Origin of the sequence: Streptomyces sp. NBC_00376 (genome assembly GCF_036077095.1) — a bacterium.
Taxonomy (GTDB): domain Bacteria; phylum Actinomycetota; class Actinomycetes; order Streptomycetales; family Streptomycetaceae; genus Streptomyces.
Genome location: NZ_CP107962.1, coordinates 57654 through 82688 on the forward strand (window position 1 = coordinate 57654; position 25035 = coordinate 82688).

Consider the following 25035-nt stretch of genomic DNA (forward strand, 5'->3'; position numbering starts at 1 on the left):
GCTTCAGACCGACCGGGCGTACAACGCCTCTACGTAGAGAAACGCGTGGGTTCGCTGGCAGATGGTGGAGGTCGGCCTGCCACGAACAGGCTCGCCCCCACCGGCTCTGTGCAGCCTTGCCTGCCCTCACCGTCGAATCCGCAGTGTCTCAACGGGTGAAGAACTCCTGCAGCATGTCGTCGAGGTTGTCCAGCGTGTCTTCCTGGCTGCTGATGTTGAGGGTGTTCAGCATGTGGATGCATGAGGCGGCGTACCTGCCGAGGTCGACGACGAGGTCGTAGTACTTCTCTTCGTCTTCGTGGAATTTGGTCACCATGAAGTCGGCAACCTGCGTCATTCCCGGCGGTCCGGTCAGCAGTGTCTTAAGCATCCCGACCACAGGACTCAGCGGGCCGTTGCCGGTCTGGGCGACCGATTGCTCAAGCTGAGCTATCACCTCTTCTGCCTCCAGCTGACGTTCCTGCGCGAGCCACGACGTCAGACCGGCCGCCGCCACGCCCGTGCCGATGGCGAGTTGGTTGACGTGGTCGAGTCCGCCTGTCTTCAAGTCGGCGTCTGCAGCCCGGATGACCACCTGGCACGCGGGGTCGTCTCCACGTGACCGCGCAGGCGGCACGGGGGGATTCAGGGAGGCCCGCATCAGTTCCATCACTGGTTCGTGTAACGAGGTCATGACGTCATCTTCTCCGTTGGCTGACCGCTCTCGACGGCTGTTTGCCGAACTCATCGAGCGTGCGGGGAGATTGGTGAGGTCGCCGTGCACAGGCTTCACCGCATCTGATGAAGGCGTTGTTCGGAGCCATCGGCGGGCGAAGGGGGCCGGCCGTGACGGCAGCTGCTGCCGGCTGTTCGCCCTCCTTCACTCGAAGTCGACGTTCCAGCAGGCCGAACGAACCCTTGGGACCGGGCCGGTTCCGTCGCCTTCGCCGGGTGGCGACGGTGCGGTCTTCGGCGTAGTCGACCGGGCCCTCTCCCGATAGTTCTGCTGAATCACTGAAAACCAGAGTTGATGCAAGCTGCTTACACTGCTTAAGATCGAAGCTGAAATAAGCGAAAGATTCCTAGAGTCACCACCGGCGGGAGATCGCATGGCCACGCTCAGCATCCACTTCGACCCCGCGGTCATCGCCACTCTCACGAGCGCGAGCGGGGACGACACCATCCACGTCACCCTGTCTCTCGGTGGCGGATCCGCGGCTGCGCCGGCCACGCCTGTCATCCCGCATGGGCCGCTCGCCGGGCTGATGCAGGCCGGGCTGCTGGCACCGGACACTGTCCTCTCTTTCCATCAGCGCCGCGCCAACCGGTCGGGCCGCGCTGTCGTGACGGCCGAGGGGCAGCTCATTGTCGACGGCCACTCCTCGCCCTTCCTCTCCCCGTCGAAGGCAGCAGAAGCCGTCACCGGGAACGTCATCAACGGCTGGACACTGTGGCAGACGCCCGACGGATCCACCCTGGACCAGCTGCGCCAGAAGCTGGATGCCGAGTAAGCAGTACCGATCTATCCGGCCCGCGGGGTGAAGTTGCCCGCGGGCCGGATAGCGCACCAGATCCAGCACGTGCTCTCGAATCGCGGCCAGGAGACATCAGTGAAGGAGTACGGCGAGCTGCTCGCCGAGGTGATCTTGCCCAGGCTGACGGCGGGCGCGGTGACGCAGGAGCGCCCGGTTGTGGTGTTCGTGGCCGGGCAGGCCGGCAGCGGCAAGACGCTGGTGATGGACCTGGTGCACGCCGCCCTTGAGCGGCGCGGCGGTGCAGTACGGGTGGACCGGGACACGTACAAGGCCGTCCATCCGCACTATCCAGGTTTCCTGGCCGCGGACGTCCGTACGGCCGGGGTGCGGGTACGGCCGGAGACCTACCGCTGGCAGGCCGAGGTCGAAACCCGTGCCCGCGCGGGCCGGTATGACGTGGTGGTGGAGGAGGCGTTGGCGGACCCAGCCGCGTGGAGGGCTTCGGCGGTCGCTTACCGTCAGGCCGGGTACAGGGTCGAGTTCGTGGCCCTGGCCGTGCCGGAGTCCGTCAGCCAGCTCGGTGTCCTGGACCGCTACCTGCGGCTCGCCGAGGAAGGCCGGGCCCGGTACGTGTCGTGGAACAACCACGACGTGTGCGCGGCGGCGCTGCCCGCGGTCCTGACGGACATCGAGGCCGGGCACATGGTCGACCGGGTGGCTGTCGTGCGACGCGCCGCCGAGGTGCTCTATGCCAACGAACTCACCTCCGACGGGCGATGGCACCGACCCGCCGAAGCGGCCGGGGCGCTGCTCGCCGAGCGGTCGCGCCGGTGGAGCCCAGCGGAGACCGGTGCCTTTCGCCGACGGCTCGCCGACGCCCACCGGCGTGCACACGATCCGCGGCTGCCCGAGGACTGGTCTCTGGCGGTGCGGCGTGACGCCGAACGTGCCGCCCCCTGGCCGAACCGCTGCGGCGCACAGCCCAGGCCAGGCAGGCGGCGCCCGGGACGGACTACCACCGGCTCTCCGCCGAGGAACACCGCTGGATCTTCGACGAGCTGATCGTGCCGGACCTGCTGGCACGCATCACGCCGCAGGAGCAGCCCATCGTCGTCTATGTCATGGGCCAGCCCGGCGCGGGCAAGACCGGATGACACCCATGCTGCGGCGCACCTTGCGGGGGCGGCCGGTGCGGATCAGCGGCGACGACTTCAAGGCCGCTCACCCCGGCTACCTGCAACTGCTGGAGGAAGAGCCGCGCACGGCCGGTGAGCGGATCCGTGCGGACTACCGGGCCTGGCAGGCCATGGCCGAGCAGTACGTACGCGAACGGCGCAGCGACGCGGTCGTCGAGACGGCACCTGCCAGTGCTGCCGCGTTCGTCAACGGCGCGATGCTGTACCGGCGGGCGGGGTACCGGGTCGAGGTCGTCGTCCTGGCCGTGCGCGCGGCCGACTCCCTGCAGGGAACCGCCGACCGCTATGCACAGGTCAGCAGCTACGGCGCTGCCGCGCGGTTCACCACCACGGGCGGGCACGACACACATTTCGCGGCTCTGCCCGACGCGGTCGCCGCTGCCGAGTACTCCTGTGTGGCCGACGCGGTCACGGTGCTGCGGCGGGATGCCACCGTCGTCTACCGCAACGAACGCGCCTCCCACGGGCACTGGGCACGCCCGGCCGGCGCCGCCGCTGCCCTGCTCATCGAGCAGTCCCGCCCCTACACCACTGTTGAGGCCGCACGGTTCTGGGCCACGCACCGTCGGCTGCGACGGGCGATGCCGCACTACCGCGATGCGCTGGCCTGCATCGCCCAGCGCGCACAGCCGCTGATGCCTCCGCACCTGCAGCCGCACCGGCTGTCCGGGTCCGCTGCCGTGGCCGCCCTGCCCGCCCCCCTATGAAGACTTGAGGTCTTTCAGCAGGGCCGCGTAGAGGGCGGCGAGGCGTGCCGTCTCCTGGGCATCGGCGTCCTCCAGCCGGTCACGGTCCTCGACACACGCCCGCCGCCGGGCGGCCAGCTCGCCGAGGACTTCCGGGCCCGCGCCAGCCCGGCGCTCGGCCAGCATGCGATAGCTGTACCAAGCGATCACCTTCTCCACCAGCTCCCCGGCGGTCCCTGGACCGGTGGCGCCGTCCTGCCCTTCCGGCGACGGCTCTCCAGCCCCGTTCGGGGCGGACTGCGGGTCAGGGGCTGCGGGGTCGTGCATGAAAGCCGCCAAGGAAGAGCCGGGCAAGGAGGGCTCATTCTCGGCGGAACGGAGCACCCCGGGCAAGGCGCCCCGACACCGCTGAACAGGACCCGAAACGGCAGGGAACCAGCCGTGTCGTCCCGGTCCGGGCCCGGGCGCGTCTGCGGGCCTGCCGTCGGGGGCCTGTACGGGCATAGGCTTGAGTGACTGATGATCTTTCGGCGGGGGGACCAAGTGACCGACCTGCGTGCGTTGTTCAGTTCGAACGACCCCATCGACGCAAGCGAGGCGTTCACCAATCGCCAGGGCCAGTGGGAGCTCGTCGCCACCGCGCTCGCCGAACATCTGCGGCATGTCACCGCCCCCGGCTTCGACCCCGCGGACCTCGAGGCTCCGCGCACCCATCTGATCGTCTTCCACGGCGTGGGCGGCGTCGGCAAGTCCACGCTCATACGCAAACTCGAAGCCGCGCTCGGCGGTACCCGGCCGGCACAGTGGGGCGAACCGGTCTGGGCCGGGCACAGGATCCTGCCCGTCCGGATCGACCTGGCCCGCTCCGCCGGCACCACCTTCGAGGACATCGTCCTGACCATCCGGGCCGCCATCGCCACGACCGTCGCCCGGCCTCTGCCCGCCTTCGACATCGCACTGCGCCGCTACTGGGAGACCCAGCACCCCGGTGACCCGCTCGACGCCTACCTCGAACGCGGCGGCCTGGTCAGCCGGTTCGGCAAAGCACTGCCGCAGCAGACACAGGCCGCCCTCAGCGACGTCGCCCAGGCCCTGCTGCTGCCCGGCACCGTCGGCTCGGTCGTCGGGGAAGTCACCGGCGCCCTGGCCGGCGCGCTGCGCGAGCGCCGCCAGACCGTACGGGCCCTGGCCGGCTGCGCGCGGCTCGGCCCGCTGCTGGAGACCGAACCCGGCCTGGAAACGCTGTCCTTCTACCCCCACCTGCTGGCGTGGGAGCTGGGCCGTCTGCCCGACGGCAAGAAGATCACGCCGGTGATCCTGCTGGACACCTTCGAGGACACCGCCGACCGTCACCGCGACCTCGAACGCCTCCTGCAGCGCCTGGTGTGGCTGATGCCGAACTGCTTCTTCGTCATCAGCGGCCGGTCCCGGCTGCAGTGGGCCGACCCCGCGCTGCACGGTCAGCTCGACCACACCGGACCCACAGCCTGGCCGGGGCTGGCCACCGTGCCGGGCCCGGTCCCGCCACCCCGGCACAGCGCACCGGGCGGGCGGCAGCACCTGATCGGCGACCTCTCCCCCGAGGACTGCGACGATCACCTCGCCCGCCGCCTGGTCAAGGACGGCCGCCCCCTCATCAGCCCCGAGATCCGAGCCGTGATCACCGCCCGCTCCCACGGCCTGCCCCTCCACCTCGACCTGGCCGCCTCCCGCTTCCTGGAGATCCGCCGCACCCGCGAGCCGCAGCCCGCCGACTTCGACCACACCTTCCCCGCACTCCTGGCCCGCGCCCTGTCCGACCTCACCGCCGACGAACGGCACGTCCTGCGCTCGGTGTCCCTGCTGGACGCCTTCGACCTCGACCTCGCCACCCGCGCCGCGGGCCTCACCCACCAGGCACCCGCCCGGCGCCTGACAGAGCGACCCATCGTCACGGAAAACCCCTACGCCCTGTGGCCCCACCACCTGCACGGCGCGATCCGCTCCGCCCTCACCGAAGCCGACGACCACACCGACGACCACTGGACACCCGCGGACTGGCACCAGGCCGCCACCCGCGCCCTGGCCGCCCTCGGCGACCAATGGGCCACGACCACCGCCCTCACCCCCAGCCGCATCCTCCTCGTCGCCTGCCTGCGCCAGGGCCTGCGCCTGGCCCGCGACCACCGCCTGACCGACCTGGGCTGGCTCACCGAAGCCGCCTTCGTCTACACCGACGACTCCGTCTGGGAACCCCTCACCCCACCCACCGTCCCCCCGGCCGGCGCCGGGCTGCCGGACCCGGCACTGGACACGCCGGCCGATGCCCTGGCCGAGCTCCTCACCGCGATCACCCGCCGCCAGCACGAACACCGCGAGCGCACCGCCGACCGTCTCACCGCCGTCCTGGACGCCGGCCTGCTGCCCGCCGAGCTGACGGAAATGGCCCTGTACTACCGGGCCAAGGCGTACAAGGACCTCAGCCGGAACGACGCCGCCCGCACTGGCATGCAGCAGGTCGCCGACGCCGGCGGCCGCCTCGCCCTCAAGGCCCGCCGCGGTCTGGCCAACCTGGCCCGCCTCGCCGGCGACTTCCCCACCGCCCTGGCCGCCGTCCCCGCCCTGGGCTGGAAAGGCCGCCACCACCGCGTCCTCGGCGACATCCACTGGTCCCACGCCGACACCGCCCAAGCCGTCAACGCCTTCGAAGCCGGCCGCACCGAAGCCGAGCAGCACAGTGCCGTCGGCGAGCGCGCCATGACCCAGGTCCGCCTCGCCCTCGCCCTCTCCTTCGCCGACCCCGCCCGCGCCGGCGACGAGCTCGCTCTCGCCCACCAGCTCCTGAACGGCCTCGACCAGCGCTCCAACACCCTCCTCGCCCAGGTCGTCGCCCTGATCAAAGACGCCGGAACCCACGGCATCACCGGCCGCGCCCAGGACCTGCACACCGACATCGAGGCCGCCGGGCTTCCCTTTCTCCACCGCTTCGTGGAGCTCGCCCTCGCCTTCCACCACGCCGTCCGTGGCGAGGACCAGGCCCTGACCGCCACCATCGACCGCCTGCGCGCGCTCACCGCCACCGGCGACTTCGCCTACTTCACCGACATCGCCCACTTCATGGCCGGTCTCCCCCTGCCCAGCCCCTCCCCCACGCACTGGCTGGACGGGCAGACGCGCACCCGGCAACGGTGGCGGGCCCTGGTCACCGCCCGCCGTGAGCAGCAGGCCAGCCGATGACACCCTGCGACGTCCACCGTCAGACGCCTCGGCCACCCCGGCAGGTCAGGCGGTCCACAGCGGCAACCGCGGGCATCGGCTCGCACCCACCAACATCCACCACACTTGCGGCGAGGACCGTGACAGGAAGAGGAAGAAGCAGCCGTGGCCCGCAGTCTTGATGACGACTACCGCCACCGCACGGCGGCGGTCGACGAAGAGTCCGGCAACGAGCTCACTCACGCGCAGCTCCGCCGGCTGGTGAAGGAGCAGGAGCAGGAACTCGCCCGGCGCCGGCTGCTCGACCGCGCTTTCGGCGCCACCGTGCTGACAGCCGCGTGCTGCCTCGTCGTTGCCCTGTGCGTGACGGTGCTGAACTGGGAAGACCCGGACCGGTATGCCAGGCAGGACATCGTGTGCGGAGCGCTGTTCGCCCTGTCCGTCGGGGTGATCCTGGCGATACACAAGGCCCGCTCCGGGTTGACGAGCCGCCATGAGCTGGAGCTCATGCTCGAGCAGAACGGGGAGGTACTCCGTTGGGCCAACGCCAAGTCCCAGCCGACCCTCGCTGAACGGCGCAAGCTCTACCGTGAAGACGTCTCCGGCATGATCGAGCACTATCAAGCCGAGAGCAGGAAGTACCGCCGTGTCCACAACACCCTGCAGTCCATGGTCATGATCGGGTCGGCATTGACAACCATGGTGGCGGCCTTCGACGTAGCTAAGGAGCTGACCCCGCAGAGCGTCACCATTGTCGTCATCAGCTTCGCCATCACACTGGCCACGGCCTTCACCGGGTACTACAAGTACCGCGAGCGCAGCTACTTCCTTCAGCAGACAGCAGACTCCATCGAGGAAGAAGCCAACGCCCTCGCCCTCGGTGTGGGCGAATACCACGAGTACGGCAGTGATCAGGAAGACCAGGCACTCGCCCGCTTCACCCACCGGGTCGAGAGCCTGCGCAATGAACAGCGGCGCCGCCAGCAGCAACTCGACCAGCCCGCCGACCAGGACACACCCGCAGGCCAGCAGCAGGCCTGATCCGGGGACCGCGCATCATCGGCAACCGGACCGCGGTACGCAGTCAGCTGGCCTCGGGATCCCTGCCGGCCAGCAATCAAAGCTCTCGACCTGCAGACGCATCGCGGTATCGACGACGGCGCCAGCCACGCACGTGCCGTGTCACCGGACCGAAGGACGACGGACCGTCCCGACCGGAGACACAGGGGCGGCCCTGCTACCGGAAAGGGGAGGGCCGGCGTGCAGGACGGCTTCCCGGTGACCGGATCGCTGCACGGCGTCCCATGGCAACGACTCACTCCCGCCGGTTTCGCACCGCAAGTACCGCCCCCGCGAGCCCCGCCACGCCCCCACCGATCACGGGCACGATCTGCGCCGACACCTTGTGGTCCACGGCGTAGAACCCCAGCCAGACGAAGGCCACTCCGAACCCCACCACGATCACGTGCGCAAGCAGCCGGAAGCCGTACCCCACCCACTGGTCAAGGCGCTCCCGGTGCAGCTGGCGCTCCACGAGTTCCCGCCGCCAAGCGAGGTGGCCCGGGTCGATCTCCTGCCACTTCCGCGCCTCGTCGGCCTCGGGGAAGGACGGCATCACCCAGGCGGGTGTGCTGGCGGGCGGTGTGTCCTGGTCAGACATCGGTCGTCCCCCTGTTCGTACCTGGGCCCGGCGACGCGGACGCCACCCGTCGGTCGACCGTCAACAGCGCCTCGTCCACGGCTCGTTCGGCGGCCGCGCGGCGCCGGTCCCATTCCTCGATGGTCCACCGTGCCGGCGGCGCGAGCGAGCTTGCGTACCACCGCCACGCAGGCATCAGCCCCCGAGCGCGCCGCCGTGTCAGCGCCGCGCGCACCTGTACGCCGAGCACAGAGAGCCCGAGGGCGAACAACGCCCACGGCCACAGGGAGACAAAAAGGCCCGACACATAGCCCGCTGCAACATGAGCCCGCCCCGCCCCCCAGACCAACGCCACCGTGAGCATCGAGAGGAGCAATAGCAGCGAACTCGCGAGGACGGTCGCGTTCCTGCGCGGCACCGGCTTGGGCATCGGGGGCATGACCAGCAGCCCGGGCCGCTTCTGCATTTCCAACGGCGGCAGCATCAGCGCCTGCGCGGACCAAAGCTCCTGCCGCACTTCCTCAGCCTCGACCAGGAGCACTTGCCGCGCCTGGGCCGCCGATGGTCGTTGCTCGGGGTCCTTGTCCAGCAGCCTCTTGATGAGCCACTCGAGCACACCGACGCCGCCGAGGGCCGGCGGCTCCTCGCGCTCCACCGCCGCCAGGGTCCTCCAGACGTCGCCCCGCTGGAACGGCGGACGCCCCGTGACAAGCTCATGGAGCGTCACCCCCAACGAGAACAGGTCATTGCTCGGCTCCTGAGGGGCACCACGGAGTCGCTCAGGAGCGACGTAGCCTGCGGCGCCGATGCTCAACCATTCGTGCTCGGTGGTGTCAGGGTCGTCGTCCCGCGCCATGACCGCGATGCCCGGCAACAGTTTCCATCCCACTTCGTCCATAAGGATGTTGGCGGGTCGCACTCCCCCGTGAACGACCCCGGCCTCGTGCAGCGCCGCCAGCGCATCAAGCAGCGCCTTCGCGACCTCTCTCACCTGCCGGCCGGACATCTGGCCGTTCTCGGCCAGGTACTCGGCGAGCGACGGGCCGGAGACGAGCGGCATGACATACCACAGCACTCCGTCCGCTTCCACGAAGTCGTGCACGGTGACGAGGTTCGGATGGTGCACCAAGGCGGCCAAACGCGCGAACCTCATTGCCTCCCGGTGTGACGACGTCACCGCTTTGACCGCCACCCGGCGGTCCAGTACCTCGTCGTACGCCTCCCATACACCCCCGAAACCGCCGTGCCCCAGCTGGTTCCCGACCCGATACCGACCGCCAAGCACTTGTCCTGGAGGCCCCATTCCCTGCTCCATGCCTCTCCCGTACCCACCGGCTCACAGCAGAAAGCGCCTCAGCCGCAGACCAGATGCGCCGAGGGTCGTCCCGGCCGAACAAGTGCAGCCAGTTTCCCCCAGTTGATCCGCTGGCCATATATTCCGCTCGTGTACTTCTGCTACGCCGATGACTCCGGGGCCGATCAAGGCCGCACCCTGACCGGCCTTCTCGTTCCGGAAGAGGGGTGGAACGACCTGCTCCACCACTGGCTTGAGGGACGACGCAAGCTGGAAGAAGAATGGGGCGTCCCCAAGAACGCGGAGCTGCATGCCAACCAGCTGGTGAAGGGACGCGGCCGGCCCTGCGCGACCGAGGAACAGAACAAGCGTTTCAGGAGCCGTTCCGCACGTATTGCTGCTCACGACCTCATGCTCAAGCAGCTCGCCCGTTGCGAAAGTCTTCGGGTTCTCACCGTGGCCGGCCGCACCACCCAGGTGGCAGAGGTGTACCAGTCCTTCGTGAACCACCTCGAAGCGTGGGCCCTCGACCAGGACACCCGCGTCATGATCATGTTCGATGGTTTGTCCGGCCCCCTCGACGCTGACGCTCTGGCCCCGGAGGACGCCCGGGCCGCATGGGAACAGGCCATTCGCAACGCCAAGCCCTATCGCGACACCCACCGCGGGCTTCCGCTGGCCTCCCGCCGGGTGCTGGAAGACCCTGTCATGCAGGACAGCAAGTACAGCCAGTTCATTCAGGCCGCTGACCTGGTCGGATATGCGGCCTTCCATCACCTGGCGCTGAAGCAGCCCGAGGTCTGGCCGAAGATAGCTCCGGTGGGCCTCATGTCGAAGGCCTACAAGCGCCTGTCCCATCACTGGCTGCCTGGTCATGGAACCGACGGCATCGTCTGGGCCGACAGCGACACAAGGCCCTAGAACGCAGAAACCCCCGGCGAAAACCGGGGGCCCACGAGAGCAAGATCCCCTGAGCGTCCTCAATCGGACACATGGGACCTTGCGAGATTCAAGAATGCCAGGAACAGCCCGCGAAAGCAACAGATGAAACCAGCGGGACATCCGAAAGCACCGAAGAAATAGCAGGTCAGAGCGCTGCGGAATGTCAGCCGGGAAGCAACTCCTTCACAGTCTCCCAGCTACCTGGCCCACAGTCTGAACCCCTTCCCGCGTGGAGCTGCTGGCTCTGGCCGCCTGCAGGGCCGCGCGGGAGCGGACCCGACCGGATGGAATGCTGGCGCAGTGGGCCGTAGCGGCCTCAGCTGCCCTTGGCGAGGGCGTCGGCGAGCTGGTCGTGGGTCATGCCGGAGCGTCCTTTGACGCCGGCCTTGGTGGCCTTCTCGTACAGCTCGGCCTTGGTCAGCGACCGTAGCGACTCAACGTCCGAGGCACTGGTGCGTTTCTTCGCGGCAGGCTTCTTCCCGCGCCCGGTCTTCCCGGAGGTGTCGGCCTTCTCTCCGGTGTCCTTCGGGCTGCGGGCCTGCTCGACGCTGCCGGCCACCCGAATGGACGACGGAGCAGTACGAAGCACACCTCAAGGACCGCGAGCAGGCTCAGCAACTGGTGTTCGACTGGGCCCAGAAGTACGGGCTGAAGAAAGGCAAGAACCGCTGTTGCCCGAAGTGGCTGACGCGAGACCGTAACTCCACCTGTGCTGGCACCAAGGACCCCTGCGCTCTCTACGACGCCAGCAGTCCAGACCGCGCGTGGCTGGACCACGTAACCACCTGGACCTTTGACAAGCTGCCTGCAGTCATTACCGCTGCCCCGTACAGCATCGACCAGGACGACCGTGACCGGCTCGCCTGGTGGACGACGGAAGACCCGCGCCTCGGCGTGGCCTACGGAGGGCCCGGATGGTACGGGCACAGCACGAAGCAGATCGTCCTGTGGCGCACAGACCTGATCGAAATCGTCGGGCCTGCATAACTCTCACTACTGACCAGCCGGCCCCGCCGGGTTCGACGAGGCGACCGGGACGATATCCGAGTTGTCAGTCGGTCGGCTCGGCGGCTGCTGCCCACAGGCCCGGCTCGGGAACAGCCTCGGCAGGCGACTTCATCGACGGCCTGCGGCCTTATGAACGACGCGGCTACCGGGCCCGGCCCCCGCGTTTGGGATCAGACAGCACACCTGAATCGCCTTCCGACTCAGCACACCGCACCAATCGACTCAGTAGAGGTGCCTGGGCGTCCGCGCATCCTGCATGTGCCCCTTTGACGCCGCCTCAAGTAGCTCCGCTGCCTCCCGCCCGATCGTTCCCGGGTCGGGCGGGCCCGGGGGCCGACGCCCCGATCCGAAGAAGTCAGACCCTGCGGTCCCAGCGGCAGAATCGTGCGGAACTCACCCCCTGCAGAAGCGGCCGCGACACCTGCGGCAAGTAGCGGTTTGAGCCGTCGACAGGGGCCGCCGAGTCAGGCTGCGCCAGCTGCGGGAACAGCCTCCAGCCGAGTGGTCGACTTGAGTTCCATCCGCCGATTCACCAGGTCCTCGCCGGTGAACGACTTCCAGTACGGGTGGGTAACGACGGCTACGGACAGGGTCAGGCACTCCTGACGGAGCCCGCTGATGGTCGCCTTCTGCTCGTCCGTCCAGCCAGGCGACGGTGGCCGGCCACCCGTGGCCTCACCAGTATGTGAATGCTCCTTCCCCGGCCATCCCTCGTGCGGCTCCACGGACCAGGGCAGCGTGCGCCCGAACGCGGTGAGCTCTGCCGTGGCCTGGTGCAGACGAACCTGCGCAGCGCGGAGATCATCGGGGAACGTTGTCTCAGCCATACCAGAATGATATGTGTGTTCGATTTCTGGTTTGGGGAGGCGCTGCTGAGGAATCGAAACCTCCACCGTCATCGTGAGCTCAACGCCAGCGATACCCCGGCGCGGCAGCGGCGCGCTCGGAACCCAGGTCTTCTCCCCGAACCGGCACCCTCTGTCGGCCTCCCTGCCTGAGAAATGCAGCTCCTGACTCACCTCCGGTTGCTGCTCCTCGGCCGGAGGCTGCTCTTTGCGGTAGTCGGCCCAGATGTCCCGGTCCTCCACGGGAACCCACATATGGCTTCCGGCCCGGCGATCCTTACGCCCCGGAACGAAAAGGGGCACAACGCTCCCGGTGGCAGCACCGATGAGGGTACGGCCGACAGTGACACCCAGCCGGTCCCCCCGGTAGCCGGTCCAACCAGTTGCTTCACCGTCCAGACGACGGGGGGTGTCCCATTGCAGGTGACGCTTACCGCACCCGGTCTTCACCACGCCCGCCGGGCATGGCCGCTCGGCAGCAGCTGTGCAATGCCAGTCGGCGAGAACACGGTACCCACCGAAAAGCGGAAGATCAGCAGCCCGGGCGATCTCCTGCCAGGAGGCGTCACGGATCAGCATCCAGTTGGCCCTGTCAACAAGATGGAAGGTGTCGTCATGAGTGATCCAGTTGGCGACAAGACCCGCATCACTGTGCGCCCCGGACCGGCGCAGAACAGAACCGGGGCTGGCATTGTAGAACTGAGCCTCGCACCCGAGACTGACACCCCCGCTCCCGATGACCGTGACGTCCGGCCGGGAAGTACGGCTCCTCGTGGTCTTCTCAATCTTCGATTCGATGCCCGCAGACTGACACTGGCGCGCGACGAAGTCCTTCATCGCCTTGTGGCGGTCACTCTCCTCAGCTGTCATCTCATGCGGGGTGGGCAGGTGCACGGCCCGTAACCGCAAGAGCCCGTCCGGCCCGCGATGCTGACGCACATACATGTAAGGACTCTTGACGCCGAGCAGCTCGGCCTTGCATTCCCGGCCGAGACTGCGCTCCACGCAGACCAGAAGGTCCCGTGGCCGGTCGGCAACACGAAGAAGGATCTCCGAACGCAGATCATCGGCACTGATTCCCCTGTTGCAGGGAAGACCGAGATCTTCCTTGTCGAGCTCGAGAATCAGGTTCAACCCAGAGTGCCATACACCGTTCGTCACCCCTACCGCCCTCCCCCGGGAATCCCTTGAAACTCAAGGTAGAGCGAGGCACTGACAAAACGAATAGCGCAGCCACTCCGGACAGTTTCAACCAAGGCTGGAAACACACCAACTCAGATATTCGAACACGAATTTGAACGCATTCATCGGTGCAGCTCAACACCAACGCGATGTCGCCCCAGCGGGAACAAACACCACGCCCGAACTAGCAATTTACGGCCATCCAGAGAAGCCATTTCCACAGGCCCACGGTGCCAGAATCAGCGGCTGTACAGTCCGGCTCGTTCGGCGGCGAGGCGTTGCAGGACCCGTGCCCGGGAGTTGTCGCTGGACCAGGGCCTGGCCGCGGCAGTGCGGACCATGCGCTCAAGGATTTGGATCGCGCGGACGACCGGGGTGATGGCGACCCAAGGGACCTCCCGCTCCTCGTCGGCCGAGACGTGCTTGCCGTCGTCGTCGGTGACGTTCTTGTAGTGGTGACTGCGGATGAGGTGGCGGCTGCCGCGCCCGGGGTCGGGGCAGCAGCCGGACCGCAGACCTTGTACCACTGGCAGGAGGGGCTTATTCCAACTGTGCGCTATTCCCCCATCGAGGGCCGGCCGTCCAGCTGCGTCCTGAGCGCGGGCGAGGGGATTGAGAGTTCAACCGTTGCCGGACGCATGCTGTTGTCGCAACGCCGTCACCCTGTTGCGTAGCTCGGCCGCCTCCTGGCCGCGGCCGAGCTGCTCCAGGCAGTGGGCCTCATCGTCACGCCCATCACCAAGCCGACCCGCCTCAAGAGCGTTCGCTGACCAGCTCGATGAGGGCCAGCGGGCTCCACTGGTCCCGTTTGCCCGACCTGGACACCGCGCAGGAACTGCGGCTGCAGGGCTGCCGGAAGCGGCTGTGCGGCATGTGCGGGCCCACGGTGTTCGCCGCGCAGCATGGCCGGCCCTCTCCCCGCACTCCCACGGGAGCGGGGTGACTGGCGCGAGGTGGCGTCGTTGACCACGGCATCGCGTGCATGCCCATCCGATCCTCCCCGCGGATACGCGAGCGGGCCCCGGACGTGTCGGTCCGGGGCCCGCAGGCTGTTCGGGAGGCCGGGTGTTCGTGAATTCTCGACGGGCTGGAGTGGGATCCTTCATTCCTCCGCCGGATCATCCTCGGTGTCGAAGATGGCCCGACTGAGATGGCGGCGCACGACAGACCCGACAGGCTGGTTCTTCGCACTTCGGTCGGAATCGGTGACCGGGTGCTGCAGGAGTTCTGTAGCCGCGAGAACGGCGAGAGCAACCTGCCGTTCGTCAAGCACGGGCGACAAACACACCCTCAGATGTTGCAGGTGGGCAACGGCTCGCCGTACCACTCGCTGCTCAACGTCGAACTCCATTCCGGCAGCGCTCTGAACCAAGTCCTCCAGGGCCTGGAAGAGAGTGTCCGGGACCCAGCTGCCGGGATAGGTATGGAGCCACCTGACAAGCAGCGGCAGCTCCTCATCCTCGGGCTCCTCCCCCGTGGGTGGCTGATGTGCGGCTTCGCCGGCGGGTGTGAGCGGCTCGGGTGCTGGTTCCGGCAGTACCTGTTCGATGTCGGTCAGAGACGTCTCCAGCGGATGCAAGTCGAGCACCGTGTAGAAGAGCGTGCGGGCCATCGCACTGGGCCCGCACCCTGTCACCTCGCCGAAGGCTTTGATCGGCCACGCAGGGTCGGTGACAGCGTGCAGCGCGTGCGTCTCGAACTGGTTGACCGCGTGTGTGCTCATGTTGGCGCGCGGTGCGCGCGGGTTCTTCTGTGCGGACTCTGCGGCGGATCGGGTGGAGCGCCAGGCCAGGTTGTAGATCTCCGCGAGCGGCCGGTGCCGGGCCACCTTGTAGGCGGCCTCACGCAGCCGTTCGACGTGATTGTCCGTCACAGTTGGCAGGTTGAGGTCTTCCAGGCGGCTGGCGAAGTACCGCAGGGCCTCCTCGGCGATGAGTTCCTGGGCCAGGGAAAGGAGATCGTCGTGCTGGCCTGCGGTGAGGCGTTCGGGTGTCAGACGTTCGCTCAGCACGGCATCCAGGCGCTGGGCGCCGGTCCCCGCGCTCGTGGCGAACGGCGCGTAGAAGCGGCTGTCCAGCGGGAAGAAGTTCGATGTGGGCTGGGGGTTCAGTTCTACGGATTCAAGATCCCCGCCCGCTGCGGCGAGGGCCTCCTGGAAAGAGGATTCCCACTCGATGGCGGTGACCGGGGTAGTGGGGTGGAGCCTGATCAGACGCCCCCGCACCAGTGCCCCCAGGAGCTGAACGGTTTCGGTCTGGGCAGGGTGCAAGGGATCGAGCCAGGCCCCAATCTCGGAGATCGGCGTGGTCGACGGCGCGTACCGCAGCAGCGCCAGGGCTGCCACCATCTCGCGCACCGAGGCGGTAGGGACCGTCTCGGAGAACGTCAGTCGGTACCGCTCCTCCATGAACTCGCGCTGTGCGCTTCGCCAGGTGGCCAGAGCCGCGTCGAGCGCCTGCTGCTCCGCAGCGCGGGCACGGGCCGCGTCACGCTTGCCCTTGCGCTTCGGGTCATTGAGCGTCTGCACGGCAGCAACCAAGGACTCCGTACACTCCACGCAGACAGGCGTTTCTCCCCTTGCCAGATCGGCCAGCGCAGTGCGTGAGGTCAAGCTGAGCTGCTGCTGGCACTGAGGGCACACGTGATCCACCACGGCGCGCACACCCCCCGCAGCGGTCGCGTAAAGAGGGCCGCCCCAGCCAAGAGTGTCGATGTCTGCGGCCTTCTCGCACCACACGGGCGTGAAGAGCTCAGGATGGAAGCCGGCCATGGCCCAGTAGCGTTCGCCGATCGCGATCAGTTCGGGATCGGCGCCGTCCACCGGCACAACGGTAGGAGTCAGCCCGGCCAGCACCGTGCTCATCTCATCAGTCACAGTTACTCACCCTATGCAGCGCCGGCCGTGGCCTTCTCGGTAGTTTGACGTGCTAGCCCCAGCCTCAGTAGTCCATGTACAGGTGTGCAACGGTGTCCCGCAGAGCCGAGCACCGCTCGGCGATCCGCTCTGCGATCCGGACGTGCGGGCCGCCGTCGGCCCGGTGACGTGCCAGGGCCTGGCGCACCATCTGCCGGACCCGCTCGAAAGCGTCTGTGCCGTAGTCGGCCAGGAGCCCGTCGACGATGTCGCCTCCTTCCGCGGCCGGAGCCGTCCTGCATGCCTCCAGCGCGGAGACCGGATACCGCTCCAGGACGTCCGCGGCCAGCCCGAGCTGCACATCAGCAACCGCCGCCCCGTCCAGGCCTGCGGCTGATGCCCGGTCGTGGAGGCAGGCCGCCAGCAGAACGACGGTCCGGGTTCGTGCCGGCTCCTGCAGGACCTGCGGGGCCGTGTGCCCGTGCCACAGCATCAGCTGGTCTGCAGTGGACACGCAGTAGTCCCACCGGCTGACCGGAGCCCTCAGCCACGGTTCTTGTCCAGCGTCTGCCACAGCAGATCCACCTCCCCCAGCAGCAACTTCATATCCGAGGTCTGCGCGGATGTCTCTGTCACGGGATCCGTCGGAACGCCCTTCAGGATGTGGCCCGCGTGCAGGTACACGAGATCACCGGACACGGTCGTGACGCCAAGCCACCGCTCCTCCGCCTCCACCAGGAGCCGGGCAGTTGGGAGCACATGGACGACTATGACCTGTCCTTCGCTACGACGGCGGGACGACGGTCACGTGGAACGTTCCGGGTTACGGTTCCCACGCCGCCGGAGACGACTTCACGGACCTGCCTACCTCGCTGTGCGGCTTCAGGTGGTCGGCGGAGGAAGGCCGGCGGGTGAAGGGCCTGCCGGACTGCCGTGAGTGCCTGCGCGAGGTCCAGCTCGGTGCTGACCGCCCCTGCGGCCGCTGGTGAGGACCGCAGGTAGCACAGCCGGATGGCGCAGCACCTCGACGTGCTCCTGACCGTTGTGTTGATGCATCCGCGCACAGGCATCAGATGAGGAGTCGTGATGGGCAGGAAGAAGCCGGGCAAGGCGCGTCGGCCACGTGTGCCACGTCAGTACACCCTCCAGGAGCTCCAGCCGCCTGGTGAGGGTTACGAGGAGTGGATTCGGGTGACCGCTGGCATGAATCCTGACCGGATCGACGATCCGCGGGTCAGCGATGAGGCCCTCGCCTTGATGAAACGGTTGGTTCGGCTCGGCCCTCTGTACGGCAACAAGGTGCCGAAGGCAGCCCTGTATCTGGATGATCTGATCGACACCGGCCAGCTGCCGGTCTTCGGGGACGGCGAGAGGAACCACGAAATCCGTCACGGCGGCACATCATGGCTGCTCAATCAGTTCAAGGGAACACCGCGTCGTGCGGCCTGACAGCAGGACCAACGGCATCACAGCTCGTCAATCAACCGCGAATACATGAACATGTCCCGGCGTTCGTCCCCCACCTGTTGCCATCCACGCAGCACCGAGCGCAACCCGCGCGGAGCAACCTCACCGCTGCTTCATCAATGACGACAGAGGGTGTCGGGTTTACGGCCGACGATGGACGTATGCGCGAAACCCCAGAAGAACTCAACAAGCTCCAGTCCCTCCTCGACTCCTCCCTCTCCGGCTCGACCGCACACCTCCGCTCGATCGTCGAGGGCCGCACCATCACGGCGGCGCAGCTCACCGGGGTCCTCACCGGCATGTGCACGCTCGCCCTCTCCACGGTGACCGCAAAGGGCGAACCGCGGATCAGCGGCGCCGACGGGCACTTCCTGCACGGCCGGTGGCACTTCGGTACGGCGCGCAACGCCGCCAAGGCCCGTCATCTCGCGGCCCGTCCGGCCGCCAGCGTCGCGCACATGCGCGGCGAGGACCTCGGCGTGTTCACCCACGGCACGGTGGAGGAGCTGAACCCCGAGGACGCCGAGACCACGGCCGACTGGCAGGAACTCCTCGCCTACTTGAAAGACTTCTACGGCGACGAAGCCTTCGACTGGAACCGCGAGGTCGTCTACTACCGGCTGAACCCGCACTGGATGACCGTCTACGCCCCCGACCTCGACAAGCTCACCGGCACGTGACGCCGGGCCCGTCGACAAGGGCCTGCACCTGCGCATACGTGGGTGCAGGGGCGGTCAACGGCGCGCCGTCGCGTAGCGCCAGCGCCGTGGCGACAGTCTCGCCCAGCGCCCGCCGGTACAGCAGCGACCCGAGGCTGCCCCGCCCCCAAGCTCTCAACTCCTTCCCTAAGCTCTCAACTCCGCTTCGCTGCGTTCGAGCAGGGGGCCGCTCGGCGTCTTGCCGGTCCAGGGGACCAGGAACGGCAAGGTCGCGAGTTGGCCCCGAACCCACGGAAGCAACTCCGCAGAGCACGACGACGGACCCTTGAGTTCCCACCGAGAACCCTTCAGTTTGCGTGAACTTACGGGACTCTTGGGGGTTGAGGAACAGCGGCATCAGATCGTGCGCCTGCACCTCCGGGGCTCAGGAAGACGACGAAGTCAGGAGGCCGACCACCACGAGCCCGACGGTGGCCACACCCATAAAGACGGTGCCCGCAGACCCCAACCCGGCCAGCACGGTCGCACCCTGCGAAACGGCCACGATTCCGTACGTCAGAGCAGCAATCAGCGCCACACACAGCACAACAACAATCGAGAGAACCTTGACGGCCATGAGACCTCCCCTTTTCAGGCACATGCAGGGGAGGTCAGTTCCGATGCCAGCAGGCAGCCGAGAGCCCGACCACCCCTGTTGACGAGAACAGACGTGATCACGCGCACACGGCCGAATCGCGCACACAGATGGCGGCTGCCTGCTCTCGTCGCCCCGTCACGGACATGTGCGGGCTGCCTCAGAACAGCAGGTCATTCGGATCACTAGTTCGGCGGATCCATCACCAACCCCCTCAACGCCCAAGCCCTGCAATCCATTCCTGCTCGGAGGGCACCGTGTTCCTGCCCTCCGCCGGAAAGATCTCGGTGCCCGCGACGGCCAGGCGGTGCAGCGGCCGGGGCCGGTCAGGACCGGCCGGAAAGACGCTGGGTTCCCGCCCTTCTCCGGGAACCGCGGCGCGAGATCGTCTCGGTGTGGGGACGCTGGCTGCCGTGGGGCAACACGAGGGGGGCGGATGGGGTACACCGCCGTACACCCGGTGTGGGGTCGGCTGGACGCTTCGATGGACGATCTCGGGTGCGGCCGCGCCTGGGCGGACGTCCACCGGGTCAAGGGGCTGCGTCTGGCATGTCCGGAGTGTGGGGGTCGGGTCTTCGCCCGGGCCTCCCGGCAGGTCGTCCGGCACTTCTACCACCAGGTGCGGCCCGTGAACTGCGAGCTGGCGAACGAGTCGGCGGAGCACCACCTCCTGAAGCTGGAACTGGCCATGGCCGCTCGGGCGGCGGGATGGCGAGCCGAACTGGAGGTGAGCGGCGAGGCCCGGAACTGGCGGGCCGACGTGATGGTCTTCGACGAGCACGACCGCCCCTTCATGGCGCTGGAGGCGCAGCTGTCGCCCATGACGCAGGAAGAGGCGCAGATGCGTACGGACCGCTATGCCCGGGACGGCGTGGCGGTGTGCTGGGTCGCCCTGCAGGACCGGCCGTGGGAACGTTTCGTGCCCTCGCTGAGAGTGCGCTCTCCGCACCGGCGGGGCGAGAGCTGGACGGTGTGGCACGGGATGGCGCGCTACGCCTGGGAGCCGCGCACGCTGAAGGCGAAGGCGAAGTGGGTGCACATCACCTGCCCGCTCGGGGACGCGGTCCAGTGGATCCTCGACGGGCGGGTGCGCGCCCACACCGGGCCGAACGGCACGGTGTGGTGGACGGCGCCCGCGTACGAGCACCTGGCCGTCGCACGTGCCCGGATGGAAGCCGATGCCGAAGCCGCCGGGCGGGCGGAGACCGCCGAGCGCCGTCGTCGGGAAGCCGAGCAGCGGGCCGCGGCCGCCGAGCGGCGGGCGCTGGAGCGGCAGGCGGAGCTGCAGGAGCGACGGGCGGAGCTGCAGCGGCTGGCGGGCTTCTTCCAGCACGCGGGGCTTGACGCCGGGGTGTGGGAGTCCTTCGCCCAGATGGTCCGCTCCGCCTCGGGCAAAGCGATCCTGTACGGCGATCAGAGCCCCTCTCGTGGCAACGGGCTGCTCGTCTACGCCCGGCCGCGGTGGGCAAGCGACGCGTTCAAGCTGGCCGGGGTGGTCTGTCCTGATCCCGGAGCACTCGTCGAGTGGCCGGCGGAACTGACGATCCTGGTCCCGGACCAGACTTGGCTCTCTCGCATCCAGGCCGCCGCCCGGACCCCGCTGAAGGTCGCGGTGCTGAACCCGGCCACCGGACGCACCACCTTCATACGCGTCGGCCCGACGCCGGATGCCGACGCCGCGTACATGAAGAAGTAGGCGCTCTCCGCCCCGGAGACCATCGCTAGGTGTGCTGTCTACGGAGGTTGGTGCCGCGTCGGCGGACGGTGTCGGGAAGGGTCTGGCTGCGCCAGGCGGCGAGTTGGGTGTACGCGGGTGAGATGTCGGCGCTGATCCCGACGCGTCCGAGGGCTTTCGCTGCTGCCGCGGTGGTGCCGGTACCGCCGAAGGGGTCCAGGACGATCCCGAGGGGTGGGGCGTAGCCGAGGATGAGGCGGCGGGGCAGGGCCTCGGGCATCGCTCGGCGGGCACCTTCAGCGGGGTGGTGGGCACTGACCGAACGGGTCCAGGGTGCACAGCAGTTGAGGGCTGCCCTTGCCGAGTGGAATACGAGGGTGCCCTCCGCCGGGACGGTGCCCTCGTGACCGATCAGATCCGTTCCGGTTGTACCGCACTATCGTGGCTCACGAAGTCGCGTTGTTTCTTGCGAGCGCGGTAGGCAGCTTGCTTGCAGGCATTTGAGCAGTAGCGTTTGGGGCGGCCGCCCGTGGTCATGAAGATGTTTTCCGGCAGGAACTTACGGCCGCAAGGACAGGTCACGACAATGGCCTGCACTGCCGCGTCGGCCCATCTGCGCAGTTCCCGCGACCGTGCTACGAAATCGCCGTCGATTTCTTCGCGAAGAGCTCGTAACACGATCACGCGCCCCAGTCCCAGTAGTCGTGTGGTGGTGGAGCGTGGGAGCGTGGCCCTGATCGTGGGCGATGACCTCTGTGGGGAAGAGACTGGATGAGCGTGGTGTGGGCGGCGACATCGCCGGAATCGGGACTGTTCGATCCGGTTGAGAGACGTTCAGAGGTGAAGGATCTGGCAGACCGCTTCAACGACCTGCGTTCCCGTGGACAGGGGTACGTCGAGGTTCGGTCGCCGAACAGGGAGTTTCCGGTGCTGACCCTGGCCTTCCGAGATGATCACGCGGTCGTCCATCTGATGAGTGACATCGAGCGGATGTCTCTGCTCGTAGGCGACAGCACCGTGCCCTCGGGTGCCGAGGTCGAAGTCCCGGTCATGGACGACCTCGCCGCGTTCACGGGCGATTATGTCCTGGATATCGATCGGGCGTGGGACCTGGTGCACGACTTCACCCAGACGCGGGCGGTCGGCTCTCTGGGTGAGTGGTTTGAGCTGTAGCGAAAGGCTCGTGACCCAATCATGATCGGTGCTTCTTCAGCCCGGATCCACCGGCTTGATGCCTGTGGATCCGGGCTCAGTAACGCCCAGGTGCCGGGCTGCTTCTTGCATCGAGAGTCCCCAGATCACGAGCAGGACCACGATGCCGATCTCACGCCGGTTCTTGATCGAATTCAGGGCAAACCCGATGCTGCTGATGTCCGCCCGTTCCACTGTGGTGTCACGGTATGGACGCTGACGCCTCATCGGTTCACTTCCCCGGGGAGAGCGGGCGGGTTGAGTGCATGGGTGGCTGCCAGCTGACCGGCCACGATGGTGACCGGCGGGGGCAATACCTCGCCACCTTGCGGGAGAGCCGGCTCGGACGGCGGATTCTCCCGCGTCTTCCCCCAGGGAAGGAAGCAGGCCAGGCTGGCGACCACATCGCCGAGCCCAGCCAGAACGGCGGGGAGGTCTTCCGGACGCGACTTGTCGACCACGCGCCGCGCGATCGCCAGGACCGCTATCACCAGGATCGCGAGCGCCGTAATCACGACACAGGCCGCGCTCACAAACCACCACGGGTCGAACACGAAGAACCTCCGGAAACGAAAGAAGCCCCGGCGGGGACCGGGGCCTTCTGATAGGGGCGGGCACAAAAAAGCCCCCGCTTCCCTGGCGGGAAGTCGAGAGCTTTGTTATCTGCGGGCAGACTTGTGCCGCAGTAGGAGCACTGTTGCGGACATCGCCGCCGGTGTCAAGTCCCCTGAACCTCCAGGCCATTTGACCTGCGGTACCGGAAAAGAGGTTTCGTAACACTCACCGCAGCGTCGCGATGACGACGGCCTCGTCCCCCGTCCTCGGATCAGCCGTCCGCATCATCGCGGTACGCCTGTCGGTCGTCGGCGCCGGAAGTTGACCAAGACGCCGGACAACCCTCGTGGGCATAAACGCGAGCCGCCCCGGACCTGGGAGGACCTGGGGCGGCTGACAGGCACTCAGAACGCCGCACAGGGGCGTTCTAGGCGGCGAAGCCGATGTTGGTGACGTACTCGTACTGGCCCCACTGGGATCCCAGGTCGACGATGACGTCTTCCCAGGCGTCGTCCAGGCCCTGGTGGTCGCCGGATGCCCAGGCCTCGACGATGCGGTCCCAGCGGCGGACGTTCATCGTGCGGTACTCCACCATCCGCTGGAGCGGACGCGGCACCTGCGACTGGTTCAGCGGGTGGATCTCGACCCGCGTCCCGCCGCCGGCGTTCAGGCGTCGCAGGAGGTGTCGGGCGACGTTCTGGCGGCGGACCTGACGGTAGGCCGCCTCGATGCGGCACGCTCCCGGAGACTGCTGGCGACGTCGTCGTCCAGGGCGAAGACCTCGGACGGTGGGTGAACGCGCAGCGGCACGGGTGGGAGCAGCTTCTGCCCGTACAGCAGTGGATCCTGGAGAACACCCTCAAGAACACCCCGGCCGAGAACAACGAACGGCCGGTGAAACAGACCCAGGACGCAGCGGGGGTCTTTGACATCTCTGGCTGACATCAGCCGATCAGCGTATCTTCCAGGAGCTCGGCGATCATGGGCTTCGGCCGTTGTGCCGAGGCTCACGCCCATCGGGTTACAGGGGAGGTGCCATGACTGATCACGGTTGGTCCGACAGCAATGATGACGGAGATCCCTTCGAGCGCGGGAAGCTGGATTGGACCTGTGGGTGTTGGATCCTCCTCGGGGGGTTTTTGATCTGCGCGATGGGCGGGGCGTGGATAGTTTGGGCGAGCTTCGCTCTTCAGGGCCCCTAGGTCGAATGCGGGTGCTCGGACACTGGCCGAAAGCCGACGGAAGAGCCATGTGCCCCGCATAGGACGCCGACTGGGACACGCCAGTGGGAGCACTGCCCGCCGGCCTCCTATGAGCGGCGGTCAGCTTGGCGTCGTTCCCGCTCTGGGCGAGATCCGTTTGAAGACGCCCTAGGCACTGTCCGGCGGATCATGTGACTTTCCGACTGGTCGCTCGTTGGATGAGGCATGAGTCGGGGGGATCTGAATAGTCGCGAATGGTCGCTTCTGGAACCGCATCTGCCGCTGTCAGGTGGCCGGGGAGGCCGGTGGAACAACCACCGCACGGTGCTCAACGGGATCCTGTTCCGAATCCGCACTGGTGTCCCGTGGCGTGACCTCCCAGGACGATACGGCTCCTGGAAAACCGTCTACGAACGGCATCGCCGCTGGTCTGCGGACGGAACCTGGGACCGCATTCTGCAGGCGGTCCAGGCCAACGCCGACCTGGCGGGCCGGATCGACTGGGGCATGGTCGGCGTCGACTCGACCTCCTGCCGGGCCCACCAGCACGCGGCCGGCGCCCGCAAAGCCAAGCCTCGGGTCCCGAAAAAAGGACGACGCCCCGGCACCACCGCCCCGACGAGGGGCTTGGACGGTCCCGGGGCGGCCTGACCTGCAAGATCCACCTCGCCGGCGAAGGCGGCTGCCGCCCACTGGCCCTCCTACTCACGCCGGGCCAGTGGGGCGACGCCCCGCAGATGGTCGAGGTCCTTGACCGGATTCGGGTTCCCCGATCGCAGGGCGGACGGCCGCGGACCCGGCCAGACCATGTCAGCGGCGACAAGGCATACAGCTCCCGCCGCAACCGGCGCTACCTGCGGCGACGCGACATCAAGCACACGATTCCGGAGCCGAAGGACCAGCGGGCCAACCGCCGGCGCAAAGGCAGTAACGGCGGCAGGCCCACCGGCTTCGATCGCGACCGCTACCGGCGGCGCAACGAGGTCGAGCGAACCATCAACCGGCTCAAGAACTTCAGTGCTGTCGCAACCCGTTACGACAAACGGGCCTACGTCTTCCATGGCACCGTCACCGCAGCAGCGGTCCGCTTATGGCTCAGACCATGATCCGCAGGACAGTGCCTTGCCGTGCCGCGCGGATCCAGGCTGCACCCGCATGACCCACATGTACCCGGCCAGACCAATCGATCCGCGCACCGTCGCGTCAGCCCATGCCGGCAAAACGCTGCCTCCGGCATTCCATCCCAGGCTCCAGAAGAGGAGCAAACTCAGTGCGCTTGCCACTATGACTGCGCTCCCGTACCTGACGAGCGTCGTGCGGCCTCTGCCCAGCCAGGTTCCCAGAAGCCCAGCCGGGA

At 67.7% G+C, this 25035-nt stretch carries 28 protein-coding genes and 1 pseudogene; 13 read left to right on the forward strand and 16 right to left on the reverse strand.

The features are described 5' to 3' along the window. Nucleotides 1-148 precede the first annotated feature (148 nt). The gene (locus tag OG842_RS43195; protein WP_328512765.1) at nt 149-673 is read right to left on the reverse strand and encodes a hypothetical protein; all 525 of its coding nucleotides are present in this window, start codon (nt 671-673) and stop codon (nt 149-151) included. Nucleotides 674-1088: 415 nt separating this feature from the next. On the opposite strand from OG842_RS43195, the gene OG842_RS43200 reads away from it, so the two are divergent. The 3 genes from OG842_RS43200 (at nt 1089) to OG842_RS43210 (ending at nt 3357) form a co-directional block, all read left to right on the forward strand. Further along, nucleotides 1089-1490 (forward strand): DUF4357 domain-containing protein, encoded by a 402-nt coding sequence (locus OG842_RS43200; RefSeq protein WP_328512766.1) that lies wholly within the window; start codon nt 1089-1091, stop codon nt 1488-1490. 99 nt (nt 1491-1589) lie between these two features. After that, on the forward strand, nt 1590-2516 hold the full coding sequence (locus tag OG842_RS43205) for a zeta toxin family protein (protein ID WP_328512767.1): 927 nt from the start codon (nt 1590-1592) through the stop codon (nt 2514-2516). Nucleotides 2517-2613: 97 nt separating this feature from the next. Then, a complete protein-coding gene (locus OG842_RS43210) occupies nt 2614-3357 on the forward strand; it encodes a zeta toxin family protein (RefSeq protein WP_266738600.1) in 744 nt (247 codons plus the stop codon). On the opposite strand, the gene OG842_RS43215 is transcribed toward OG842_RS43210, so the two are convergent. Beyond that, the gene (locus OG842_RS43215) at nt 3352-3663 is read right to left on the reverse strand and encodes a hypothetical protein (protein ID WP_266738599.1); all 312 of its coding nucleotides are present in this window, start codon (nt 3661-3663) and stop codon (nt 3352-3354) included. The genes OG842_RS43210 and OG842_RS43215 overlap by 6 nt on opposite strands. 216 nt (nt 3664-3879) lie before the next feature. Here OG842_RS43215 and OG842_RS43220 point away from each other — a divergent pair, with 216 nt between their 5' ends. Both OG842_RS43220 and OG842_RS43225 read left to right on the forward strand, forming a co-directional pair. Next, on the forward strand, nt 3880-6552 hold the full coding sequence (locus tag OG842_RS43220) for an ATP/GTP-binding protein (protein WP_328512768.1): 2673 nt from the start codon (nt 3880-3882) through the stop codon (nt 6550-6552). A gap of 144 nt (nt 6553-6696) precedes the next feature. Next, nucleotides 6697-7572, forward strand: coding sequence for a DUF4231 domain-containing protein (locus tag OG842_RS43225; protein ID WP_266738597.1), 876 nt, complete (start codon nt 6697-6699; stop codon nt 7570-7572). Between the two features lie 274 nt (nt 7573-7846). On the opposite strand, the gene OG842_RS43230 is transcribed toward OG842_RS43225, so the two are convergent. After that, nucleotides 7847-8191 carry a hypothetical protein gene (locus tag OG842_RS43230; protein WP_266738595.1) on the reverse strand — a complete coding sequence of 115 codons (345 nt, stop codon included), beginning with the start codon at nt 8189-8191 and terminating at the stop codon, nt 7847-7849. Beyond that, entirely contained in the window at nt 8184-9485 is a 1302-nt protein-coding gene (locus OG842_RS43235) for a serine/threonine-protein kinase (RefSeq protein ID WP_328512769.1), read from the reverse strand. The genes OG842_RS43230 and OG842_RS43235 overlap by 8 nt, the downstream gene beginning before the upstream one ends. A 129-nt stretch (nt 9486-9614) precedes the next feature. Between OG842_RS43235 and OG842_RS43240 the strand changes: the two genes are divergently transcribed. Next, complete coding sequence (locus OG842_RS43240) at nt 9615-10385, forward strand: DUF3800 domain-containing protein (RefSeq protein ID WP_266738594.1); 771 nt, start codon at nt 9615-9617, stop codon at nt 10383-10385. A gap of 337 nt (nt 10386-10722) precedes the next feature. Here OG842_RS43240 and OG842_RS43245 read toward each other — a convergent pair whose 3' ends face one another. Continuing rightward, nucleotides 10723-10965 (reverse strand): hypothetical protein, encoded by a 243-nt coding sequence (locus OG842_RS43245; protein WP_266738592.1) that lies wholly within the window; start codon nt 10963-10965, stop codon nt 10723-10725. A 62-nt stretch (nt 10966-11027) separates the two neighbouring features. On the opposite strand from OG842_RS43245, the gene OG842_RS43250 reads away from it, so the two are divergent. Then, nucleotides 11028-11393, forward strand: a complete 366-nt coding sequence (locus OG842_RS43250) for a hypothetical protein (RefSeq protein WP_266738591.1) — start codon at nt 11028-11030, stop codon at nt 11391-11393. 485 nt (nt 11394-11878) lie between these two features. Here OG842_RS43250 and OG842_RS43255 read toward each other — a convergent pair whose 3' ends face one another. The 5 genes from OG842_RS43255 to OG842_RS43275 all read right to left on the reverse strand — a co-directional run bounded on the left by OG842_RS43255 (nt 11879) and on the right by OG842_RS43275 (nt 17030). After that, on the reverse strand, nt 11879-13393 hold the full coding sequence (locus tag OG842_RS43255) for a hypothetical protein (RefSeq protein ID WP_266738590.1): 1515 nt from the start codon (nt 13391-13393) through the stop codon (nt 11879-11881). A 287-nt stretch (nt 13394-13680) separates the two neighbouring features. Then, nucleotides 13681-13968 (reverse strand): hypothetical protein, encoded by a 288-nt coding sequence (locus OG842_RS45530; protein WP_401879027.1) that lies wholly within the window; start codon nt 13966-13968, stop codon nt 13681-13683. 575 nt (nt 13969-14543) lie between these two features. Continuing rightward, complete coding sequence (locus OG842_RS43265) at nt 14544-16304, reverse strand: hypothetical protein (RefSeq protein ID WP_328512770.1); 1761 nt, start codon at nt 16302-16304, stop codon at nt 14544-14546. A 76-nt stretch (nt 16305-16380) separates the two neighbouring features. Continuing rightward, nucleotides 16381-16809 (reverse strand): hypothetical protein, encoded by a 429-nt coding sequence (locus OG842_RS43270; protein WP_266738587.1) that lies wholly within the window; start codon nt 16807-16809, stop codon nt 16381-16383. Nucleotides 16810-16838: 29 nt separating this feature from the next. Continuing rightward, complete coding sequence (locus OG842_RS43275; RefSeq protein ID WP_328512771.1) at nt 16839-17030, reverse strand: hypothetical protein; 192 nt, start codon at nt 17028-17030, stop codon at nt 16839-16841. 351 nt (nt 17031-17381) lie between these two features. Here OG842_RS43275 and OG842_RS43280 point away from each other — a divergent pair, with 351 nt between their 5' ends. Together OG842_RS43280 and OG842_RS43285 are read left to right on the forward strand one after the other, a co-directional pair. Next, nucleotides 17382-17744 (forward strand): hypothetical protein, encoded by a 363-nt coding sequence (locus tag OG842_RS43280; RefSeq protein ID WP_266738583.1) that lies wholly within the window; start codon nt 17382-17384, stop codon nt 17742-17744. A 179-nt stretch (nt 17745-17923) separates the two neighbouring features. Next, nucleotides 17924-18442 (forward strand): pyridoxamine 5'-phosphate oxidase family protein, encoded by a 519-nt coding sequence (locus tag OG842_RS43285; RefSeq protein ID WP_266738581.1) that lies wholly within the window; start codon nt 17924-17926, stop codon nt 18440-18442. Nucleotides 18443-18845: 403 nt separating this feature from the next. On the opposite strand, the gene OG842_RS43290 is transcribed toward OG842_RS43285, so the two are convergent. Further along, nucleotides 18846-19037: a hypothetical protein gene (locus OG842_RS43290; RefSeq protein WP_266738579.1), complete on the reverse strand. Its 192-nt coding sequence runs from the start codon at nt 19035-19037 to the stop codon at nt 18846-18848. Between the two features lie 502 nt (nt 19038-19539). Between OG842_RS43290 and OG842_RS43295 the strand changes: the two genes are divergently transcribed. Continuing rightward, the gene (locus OG842_RS43295; RefSeq protein ID WP_266738577.1) at nt 19540-20751 is read left to right on the forward strand and encodes a competence protein CoiA; all 1212 of its coding nucleotides are present in this window, start codon (nt 19540-19542) and stop codon (nt 20749-20751) included. A gap of 25 nt (nt 20752-20776) precedes the next feature. Here the strand turns inward: OG842_RS43295 and OG842_RS43300 are convergent, their stop codons facing one another. After that, on the reverse strand, nt 20777-21010 hold the full coding sequence (locus tag OG842_RS43300; RefSeq protein WP_323185950.1) for a DNA methyltransferase: 234 nt from the start codon (nt 21008-21010) through the stop codon (nt 20777-20779). Nucleotides 21011-21141: 131 nt separating this feature from the next. Further along, the gene (locus OG842_RS43305; RefSeq protein ID WP_266738575.1) at nt 21142-21414 is read right to left on the reverse strand and encodes a hypothetical protein; all 273 of its coding nucleotides are present in this window, start codon (nt 21412-21414) and stop codon (nt 21142-21144) included. 87 nt (nt 21415-21501) lie between these two features. On the opposite strand from OG842_RS43305, the gene OG842_RS43310 reads away from it, so the two are divergent. Beyond that, the gene (locus OG842_RS43310; RefSeq protein ID WP_266738573.1) at nt 21502-21903 is read left to right on the forward strand and encodes a hypothetical protein; all 402 of its coding nucleotides are present in this window, start codon (nt 21502-21504) and stop codon (nt 21901-21903) included. A 36-nt stretch (nt 21904-21939) separates the two neighbouring features. Here the strand turns inward: OG842_RS43310 and OG842_RS43315 are convergent, their stop codons facing one another. The 3 genes and pseudogenes from OG842_RS43315 to OG842_RS43325 all read right to left on the reverse strand — a co-directional run. After that, entirely contained in the window at nt 21940-22116 is a 177-nt protein-coding gene (locus OG842_RS43315) for a hypothetical protein (protein WP_266738571.1), read from the reverse strand. 29 nt (nt 22117-22145) lie between these two features. After that, a complete protein-coding gene (locus tag OG842_RS43320; protein WP_266738569.1) occupies nt 22146-22475 on the reverse strand; it encodes a hypothetical protein in 330 nt (109 codons plus the stop codon). Nucleotides 22476-22903: 428 nt separating this feature from the next. Next, a pseudogene (locus OG842_RS43325) lies at nt 22904-23296 on the reverse strand (transcriptional regulator); the annotation flags it as partial. Between OG842_RS43325 and OG842_RS43330 the strand changes: the two are divergent. Next, nucleotides 23269-23418: a hypothetical protein gene (locus tag OG842_RS43330; RefSeq protein WP_266738567.1), complete on the forward strand. Its 150-nt coding sequence runs from the start codon at nt 23269-23271 to the stop codon at nt 23416-23418. The pseudogene OG842_RS43325 and the gene OG842_RS43330 sit on opposite strands and share 28 nt — an antisense overlap. Nucleotides 23419-23903: 485 nt before the next feature. After that, nucleotides 23904-24784 (forward strand): IS5 family transposase gene (locus tag OG842_RS43335; RefSeq protein ID WP_266738565.1). Its coding sequence is split into 2 segments (ribosomal slippage): nt 23904-24264 and nt 24264-24784, totalling 882 coding nucleotides; the frame shifts between segments, so codons are not numbered across the junction. Nucleotides 24785-25035: the final 251 nt, after the last annotated feature.